The sequence below is a fragment of the Streptomyces sp. 7R007 genome, assembly GCF_054850255.1.
On record NZ_JBTWMV010000075.1, the window covers coordinates 20751 to 27620 of the forward strand.

A 6870-nucleotide genomic window follows, 5' to 3' on the forward strand; every position below is an offset into this window, starting at 1 on the left:
CACGGTCGGCCGGAGGACTTAAGCGGCGTTAAAGGCCCGTCGACCGCCCGGGCAGCCCGCACGCCCGGAGAACCGCGCGGGTCAGCCGGCGTGCGAGCGCAGCCAGCCCAGCATCACGACGTCGGCCGCCGGTGCCGTCGTCGACAGGGCGATGTTGTGGCCGGTGTCCGGGATCATCCGCACGTCGAGGTGGGCCTGCGGCGGGTAGAACCCGGACTCGAAGGCCAGCACGCTCGCCGGGTCGGCGCAGTCGTACTCCGTGGCCGCCGGGCACAGCGCGCGATCGCCCCCGCCGTAGACGAGCAGGACCGGCACGGTGATGTCGTAGGGAACCGCCGGGTCGGGGCCGGGCGCGATCGCGACCACGTCCTTGTGGGCCTCGTCGGCGGCGAGCACGGCCGGATCGGTCGTCGCCGGGTCGTAGAAGTAGGCCCGGTCACCCGGCCGGGTCGTGAGGTAGCCGGCGTCGAGCCCCGAGCCGGCGAACTCAGGGTCCTGTACGGCGGGATAGAAGATGCCGATGCCCTCAGGGTTGGACGTCCCGTGCAGGGCGCTGGTCAGGACCGCGGCGTCCACGTCGTGGTAGCGGGAGATCTCGTACCAGGCGAGGGCCGCGCCCATGGAGTGCCCGACCCACGCGACGCGGGAGAAGGCGTGGCCGTCCAGGGCACCCGAGCGCAGGGCGGTGACGACGTCGTGCAGCGCGACGGCGTACGCCTGCATGGAGAGCTGGTCGCTCGGCGGATGCGAGCTGTTGCCGGCGCCGATCCGGTCGATGTCGAAGGTGGCGTACCCGGCGGCGGTCGCCGCGCCGACGTAGGAGTACGCGCCGCCCCCGGCCGGGAAGTCCCAGTACAGGTGGTTGTACGTGGCGCCGTGCACCAGCAGTTGCACCGTCCGGGGTCTGACCGTGCCCGGGTAGCACAACCGGCCCCACAGGGTCTGGTCGGCCGGTCCGGGATCGGCGATGCGCACCGGCAGGGTGTACGTGGAGCAGGTCCGCCCGGTGTGGGCGGCGGCCGGGACCGTCAGGGCGTACAGCAGCGCTCCGCAGGTGAGCGCGAACGCGACGACGGCGCGGGCGATACGGGGTGAACGTGTCATGCCGCATGGTGGGCACGGTCCGCCCGGTGACGGTACCCCTATCCACCCCCAGCCCCACCCCGGCCACGGAGACCGGGGTGGGGTCCGCCGGGGTTACCGGGCCGTCGCCTTCTGGTAGAGGGCCAGGGAGACCAGGAAGAACACCGCCGTGATGCCGACCGACCAACCCAGCGACGGCCAGACGTACTTCGCGGCGTCGTCGCCCTCGAACAGCGCCCGGACGGCGGACGTGGTCACGCCCAGCGGCTGGTTGGCGGCGAAGGACTGCAGCCAGCCGGGCAGCGTGTTCGTCGGCACGATGGCGTTGCTGGCGAACAGCAGGATGAACACCGGGCCGGTGGCCGCGTTCTGCGCGCTCTCCGGGTCCTTGGAGGAGAGCCCGATCGCCGCGTTCATCCAGCTGAAGGCGTACCCGAACGCCAGGATCAGCAGCAGGCCGAGCAGGATCGGCCCGACGCCGGCGTGGAAGCGGAAGCCGACGGCGACGCCCAGACCCACCATGATCGCCAGGGTGACGACGCTGCGGGCGAGGTCGGTGAGCGAGCGGCCCGCGAGGAACGCCGAGCGGGACATGGGCATGCTGCGGAACCGGTCGATCATCCCGCTCTTGAGGTCCTCGGCGATGCCGATGGCCGAGGTCATCGACCCGACCAGCACGGTGAGCAGGAAGATCGCGGGCACCACGAAGTTCACGTAGCTGGTGCCCGAGACCTTGATCGCACCGCCGAACATGTACCGGAACAGGATGAGCATCATCACCGGCTGGACCAGGTACAGGATCATCTGCGGGGTGCGCACGGACCGCAGCAGGTTCCGCTTCGCCACCCCGCTGAAGTCCCGCAGGGCCAGGCGCAGCGTCAGCTTCGGCACCGCCATCTGCTGCTCGGGAACGGAAAGACCGGTCATCGCGTCGCCTCCGATGCGTGTGCTCCGGCGGGGTCGGGTGCCGCGGGATCGCCCGGTGCACCGGTGTGCTGCGGTGTCTCGTCGCCGGTGAGGGCGAGGAAGACCTCGTCGAGCGTCGGCCGGCGTGTGCCGAGGTCCTCGACGGCGATGCCCGCGTCCTGTAACCGGCGCCCGGTGTCGAGCAGCAGCTCGACGCCCTCCGCGGCGGGGATGCTGACCAGGCCCTGCTCCGGCTCGGTCCGCGGGGGTGTCGCGCTGACCTCGGCCAGCAGGGCCGCCGTACGCTCCACGTCGCGCCGGTCGGCCACCCGGACCTCCAGGGTGGCGCCGCCCGTCTGCTCCTTGAGCTGGTCGGCCGTGCCCTCGGCGATGACCCTGCCCTTGTTGATGACCACGATCCGGTCGGCCAGGTGCTCGGCCTCGTCCATGTACTGGGTGGTCAGCAGCACCGTGGTGCCGTCGTCCACCCGCTCCCGGACGAACCGCCACAGCTCGTTGCGGCTGCGCGGATCGAGACCGGTGGTCGGCTCGTCCAGCAGCATCACGGGCGGGTTCGCGATCAGGCTGGCGCCGACGTCGAGCCGCCGCCGCATGCCTCCCGAGTAGGTCCTGACCTGACGGTCGCCCGCGTCGGTGAGGGAGAGCCGCTCCAGCATCTGCTGCGCGCGACGCACGTACTCCTTCTTCGGCAGGTGGTACCAGAGCCCGAACAGCTCCAGGTTCTCCCGGCCGGTGAGCAGTTCGTCCACCGCCGCGTACTGGCCCGCCAGGCCGATGAGCGACCGCACCCGCTGGCTGTCCGAGGCGACGTCGAACCCCCCGACGCGGGCCTCGCCGCCGTCGGGCCTGAGCAGGGTGGTCAGCACCCGGATCATCGTGGTCTTGCCCGCGCCGTTGGGCCCGAGCAGGCCGAGGACCGTTCCCTTCTCGACGGTGAGGGAGACGCCGTCGAGCGCCGTGGTCTTGCCGAAGCGTTTGACGACATCACGCGCCTCGATGATGGGATCCGTCATTCCGCCGTGTCCCTTCGTTACGGTGAGCCCCTGCGCGTCACTATCCACGCGTATAGCGGACTATGCGGACGGACAACTTCCTGTAGCGAACTATAGTGACGGCCGAAGGGGGTGGACATGCGGATCACCAATTCCGGCGGGGTCGCTTTCGAGGACCTGACCGCCCGCGCCCGGATCCGGGACGCGGCGCTGCGGCACTTCACCGAGTACGGGTTCGCCCGGGCCACGATCCGGGAGATCGCACGCGCCGCCGGTGTCTCGCCGGGGCTGGTGCGTCACCACTTCGGCTCCAAGGAGGAACTGGGCCGGGCCTGCGACGCCTACGTCCTGGAAGCGCTGCGCACCTACCTCGAACACGCGGTGACCGAGGAGGGGCTGAGCGACCCCCAGACCCTCCGGGAGGCCCGGGACCCGCTGCTTCCCTTCGGGCGCTACCTCGCCCGCGCGCTGATCGACGACACCGGCGGCGCCGGAGAGATCTTCGACGAGATGGTGGCGGTGACCGAGGAGGTGCTGCGCAAGGCCGACGAGAAGCGCTCCGAACCCCCGGCCGCCGACCCGAGGACCCGCGCCGCCGTCATGGTCGCCATGGAACTGGGCATTCCCGCCTTCCAGGCCCACATCTCGCGCAGCATCGGCACCGACATCTTCTCGCCCGAGGGCGACCGGCGCATCGTGCTGGCCCTGCTCGACATCACCTCCCACCCGCCCATCGGCGGCGACGGAGCCGACGCGCTGCGGCGCGGAATGGACCAGCCGGGCACCTGACCACCGGCCGCCGGGGCGTCCCACCGGCCCACCGGGCGGCGCGGCTTGGCATGCCTTTAGCGCGGGGGCCGACGCTGGCGGCTACCCGAGCGAGAGCGACTTCCCCGCGGGAGTGCCCCGATGGCTGCCCAGGACCAACCGCTGCCCGGCCGCCGGACGTCGTGCGATGGCTAGGACGGCTCCGAAGGTCTCATCCGTACCCGCCGCACCGGTCGCGGTCATCGGCCTCGCCTGCCGGCTGCCGCACGCCCCGGACCCGGCCGCCTTCTGGCGGCTGCTGCGCCGCGGCGAGAGCGCGATCACGACGATGCCCCCCGACCGGCACGCCTCCCGGCCCTGGCCCGGCGGCTTCCTCGACGACGTCGCCTCGTTCGACGCGGAGTTCTTCGGCGTCTCGCCGCGCGAGGCGCTGGCGATGGATCCGCAGCAACGCCTGATGCTGGAGCTGACCTGGGAAGCCCTGGAGGACGCGGGCATCCGTCCGCCGTCCCTGGCCGGCAGCCCGACCGGCGTCTTCGTCGGCTCCGTCTGGGACGACTACGCCGCCGTCCTGCGCCGCAGCGGCCTGACCGCGACCAACCGCCACGTCATGACCGGCGTGCACCGCGGCATCCTCGCCAACCGCGTCTCCTACACCTACGGCCTGAACGGGCCGAGCCTGCACGTCGACACCGCCCAGTCGTCCTCGCTGGTCGCGGTGCACCTCGCCTGCGAGAGCCTGCGCCGCGGCGAATGCGCCCTCGCGCTGGCCGCGGGCGTCAACCTCATCCTCGCCGAGGACAGCATGGAACTGACCGCCCAGCTCGGCGCCCTGTCCGCCGACGGCCGGTGCCGCACCTTCGACGCCCGGGCCGACGGCTTCGTACGGGGCGAGGGCGGCGGCGCCGTCCTGCTCAAGCCGCTCGCCGGGGCACTGCGCGACGGCGACCCCGTGTACGGCGTGATCCTCGGCAGCGCGGTCAACAACGACGGGAGCACGGACGGGTTGACCGTGCCCAGCGCCGCGGCACAGGAGAACGTGCTGCGCGCGGCGTACCGCGCGGCCGGCGTGTCCCCGGCCGACGTCCAGTACGTCGAGCTGCACGGAAGCGGCACACCGACGGGCGACCCGGTGGAAGCCGCGGCACTCGGCGCGGTCGCCGGGGCGGGCCGTGCCGTGGAAGCGCCGCTGCGGGTGGGCTCGGTCAAGACGAACATCGGGCACCTGGAAGGGGCCGGCGGAATCGCCGGGCTGATCAAGACGGTGCTGAGCATCCGGTACGGCGAACTCCCGCCCAGCCTGAACTTCAGCAGCCCGAATCCGCGGATTCCCCTCGAACGCCTCCGGCTGCGGGTGCAGGACCGGCCGGCCGGCTGGCCTCGAACCGAACGGCAACGGCTCGCGGGCGTCAGCTCGTTCGGCATGGGCGGGACCAACTGCCACGTCGTGCTCGGCCAGGCGCCCACACCGCCGCCCGACGACGCCCGTCCCGAGGAGCGGCCCACCGCGGACCTCCCCTGGCCGCTGTCCGGACCCACCCCCGCGGCACTGGCCGCGCAGGCCGGACGGCTGCGCCGCCACCTCGCCGCCCACCCGGACGCGGACCACGCCGACATCGGCTACTCCCTCGGCACGACCCGCTGCGCGTTCGCTCACCGGGCCGTGGTCTTCGGCCAGGACGCCGAGGAACGACTGACCCGACTCGCCGAGTTGGAGCGTGGTGCGGGCGCGGATACGGGTGCGGAGGAACAGGGCGCGGGTGCGGCCGGGCTCGTCCGGGGCCGGGTGACCGACGGCGGACTGGCCCTGCTGTTCGGCGGCCCCGCAGGCCGGCGCGCCGGCACGGGCCGTGCCCTGCGCGCCGCCCACCCGGCCTTCGCCGGAGCGCTCGACGAGGTCTGGTCGCTGCTCGGCACCCGGCTTGAGCAGCCACCGCGCGGGATCACCGACGCCGACCTGCCCGGCCGGCCCCCGTACGTACAGGCCGCCGTCTTCGCGCTCGACGTGGCGCTGTACCGGCTGGCCGCGTCATGGGGCGTCACCGCGGACTACGTGCTCGGTCACGCGGCCGGCGAGGTGGCCGCCCTCCACGCCGCCGGCGTCCTGTCACTCGCGGACGCGTGCGCGCTCGTGGTGGCGCAGGGCCGCCTGATCGCGGCGGCGGGGACGAACGCGGCGCCGGAGGCGGACGCGGCGCTCGACGAGCTGCGCGCGGTCGTGTCCGCACTGTCCTTCGCCGAGCCCGCCGTCCCGGTCGTCTCCGGACTGACCGGAAGGCTCGCCAGCACCGAGCAGTTGGCCGACCCGGACTACTGGACCGAGCAGGCCCGCCGTCCCGGCCGGCCCGAGTCCGGGTTGCGGCTGCTGTACGGCAGCGACGTGACCACGTTCCTGGAACTCGGCCCGGACGCCCACCTCACGACCCTGGCGAACGAGTGCCTGCCCGGCCGCGGAACCCCCGGCCGCCCCGACCCCGTCGCGCTCGCGGCCCTGCACCCCGACCGGCCCGAGACGGCCGCGTTCGCGACAGCCCTGGCCCACGTACACGCACGCGGAGCCGACCTGGACTGGGAGCGGGTGTTCGCGGGACGCGGGGCCCGGCGCGTCGGCCTGCCCACCTATGCCTTCCAGCGCACCCGGTACTGGCCCGAAGCGGAGCCCGTCACCGAACCCGGCTCCGCGACCGCCGTCACCCCACCGCCCGCGGACCAAGTGCCGGACCAGGCCGAGGACTCACGGTTCGCCCGGCGCCTCGCCACGCTCACCGCCACCGACCAGGAGCAGGCGCTGACCGAGACCGTACGGGCCCAGGCCGCCCTGGTCCTCGGGTACGCCACCCCGGCGGCCATCGACCCCGGCCTGACCTTCAAGCGGCTCGGCTTCGACTCCATCGCCGGCACGGAGCTGTCGCAGCGCCTCGCCAGGACGACCGGCCTGCCCCTCCCCGCCACGCTGATCTTCGACCACCCGACCCCCAACGCCCTCGTCGCCCATCTGCGCAACCTGATCCTCCGCCGGCACACCACCCCACCCGACCGCCGCCCCGTCGGCCCCGGCGCCCATGACGAGCCGGTGGCGATCGTGGGGATGGCGTGCCGG

At 73.2% G+C, this 6870-nt stretch carries 5 protein-coding genes; 2 read left to right on the forward strand and 3 right to left on the reverse strand.

Annotation, left to right across the window (positions count from 1 at the left end; genetic code table 11):
- Nucleotides 1–81: 81 nt before the first annotated feature.
- The 3 genes from ACYF6T_RS41740 to ACYF6T_RS41750 all read right to left on the reverse strand — a co-directional run bounded on the left by ACYF6T_RS41740 (nucleotide 82) and on the right by ACYF6T_RS41750 (nucleotide 3023).
- Entirely contained in the window at nucleotides 82–1104 is a 1023-nt protein-coding gene (locus tag ACYF6T_RS41740) for an alpha/beta hydrolase (protein ID WP_461703197.1), read from the reverse strand.
- A gap of 93 nt (nucleotides 1105–1197) precedes the next feature.
- Nucleotides 1198–2010, reverse strand: a complete 813-nt coding sequence (locus tag ACYF6T_RS41745; protein ID WP_461703198.1) for an ABC transporter permease — start codon at nucleotides 2008–2010, stop codon at nucleotides 1198–1200.
- Nucleotides 2007–3023, reverse strand: a complete 1017-nt coding sequence (locus tag ACYF6T_RS41750) for an ATP-binding cassette domain-containing protein (protein ID WP_461703199.1) — start codon at nucleotides 3021–3023, stop codon at nucleotides 2007–2009. Before ACYF6T_RS41750 ends, ACYF6T_RS41745 begins: the two co-directional genes overlap by 4 nt.
- Nucleotides 3024–3140: 117 nt before the next feature.
- On the opposite strand from ACYF6T_RS41750, the gene ACYF6T_RS41755 reads away from it, so the two are divergent.
- Both ACYF6T_RS41755 and ACYF6T_RS41760 read left to right on the forward strand, forming a co-directional pair.
- Complete coding sequence (locus tag ACYF6T_RS41755) at nucleotides 3141–3791, forward strand: TetR/AcrR family transcriptional regulator (protein ID WP_461703200.1); 651 nt, start codon at nucleotides 3141–3143, stop codon at nucleotides 3789–3791.
- A gap of 166 nt (nucleotides 3792–3957) precedes the next feature.
- Nucleotides 3958–6870 (forward strand): type I polyketide synthase (locus ACYF6T_RS41760; protein ID WP_461703201.1); only part of this gene is annotated, 2913 nt, incomplete at its 3' end.

Bases quoted from the DNA above. Each gene is read 5' to 3' on its own strand.
- ACYF6T_RS41745 (WP_461703198.1), bottom strand. From the start codon at position 2,010: ATGACCGGTCTTTCCGTTCCCGAGCAGCAGATGGCGGTGCCGAAGCTG.
- ACYF6T_RS41740 (WP_461703197.1), bottom strand. From the start codon at position 1,104: ATGACACGTTCACCCCGTATCGCCCGCGCCGTCGTCGCGTTCGCGCTC.
- ACYF6T_RS41750 (WP_461703199.1), bottom strand. From the start codon at position 3,023: ATGACGGATCCCATCATCGAGGCGCGTGATGTCGTCAAACGCTTCGGC.
- ACYF6T_RS41755 (WP_461703200.1), top strand. From the start codon at position 3,141: ATGCGGATCACCAATTCCGGCGGGGTCGCTTTCGAGGACCTGACCGCC.